The 971-nt window shown below is 41.4% G+C and carries 1 protein-coding gene; it reads left to right on the top strand.

All coding sequences use genetic code 11. The features are described 5' to 3' along the window. Nucleotides 1-75: 75 nt before the first annotated feature. Nucleotides 76-971 (top strand): LysR family transcriptional regulator (locus tag J5224_RS30265; RefSeq protein ID WP_264628745.1); only part of this gene is annotated, 896 nt, incomplete at its 3' end.

Raw genomic sequence — 971 nt, 5'->3', positions numbered from 1 at the left:
ATAATGCCACTAAAAATGTTATTATAGAAGATAAACAAAATTGACAGTTTGTATGCTTTTACTATACGGCTAAGGATGATAAAAATTAAACGTAAAGCGACAATTAACGCTAAATTCAATCTTAACCGACTGGTTTATTTTGCAGCGGTGGTAAATACCGGTTCGTTTACGCGTGCTGCCGAAAATCTCGGGGTTACTAAAGCGGTTGTCAGCCAACAGGTAGCTCGTTTGGAAGAAGACACCGGAGTCACACTTCTGATTCGTACTACCCGCTATGTTCATCCCACCGAGGCGGGTAAACATCTGCATGCCAGATGCATGACGATTTTAGGGGAGACTGAAAATGCATTCGATGAGCTTGCCCAGGCTGTTGAGGAACCAACGGGTTTATTAAGGTTATCAGCCCCTTATGATTATGCTTCGGCAATGGTAATGAAAGTTGCGACAGACTTTTGTAATCGCTACCCCAATTGCAAAATAGAATTAAAAGTGAGTGATCAAAAGCTGGATATTTATAATGAAAAACTCGATATTGATATACGCTTAGGTTGGTTGGCTGATTCCACGTCACAGGCAAGAAAAATTGGCACATTTCGACAGTTGATCGTCGGTTCTCCAAAATTAGGTGAACGTATTCGCACTGCTTGCAATCCTGATGAAATAGTCGATTTTCCATTCATCGCAAATTTGATATTGAATGATCCATTATACTGGCACTTTTCCGGTAAGAGCGGTGAATTAGCCTCATTGGAGATGAATGCTGTCATGTTCATCGACTCGACATCAATGGTGTTATCTGCTGTTCGTGAGGGGGCGGGGCTATCAGTTCTGCCAGATTTTATGGTCAATGATGACATCAAATCAGGAAAGCTTGTTCAGGTAATACCTGACTGGCAACTGCCATCTGGTGGCATTTATACCGTTTATCCTTCAGCAAAATTCAGACCTTCAAAGGTCTCTATTTTTACTCA

Source organism: Candidatus Symbiopectobacterium sp. NZEC135, from assembly GCF_025962695.1.
The sequence above is the reverse complement of the archived record's forward strand: the minus strand, read 5'-3'. Positions and strand labels throughout refer to the sequence as shown.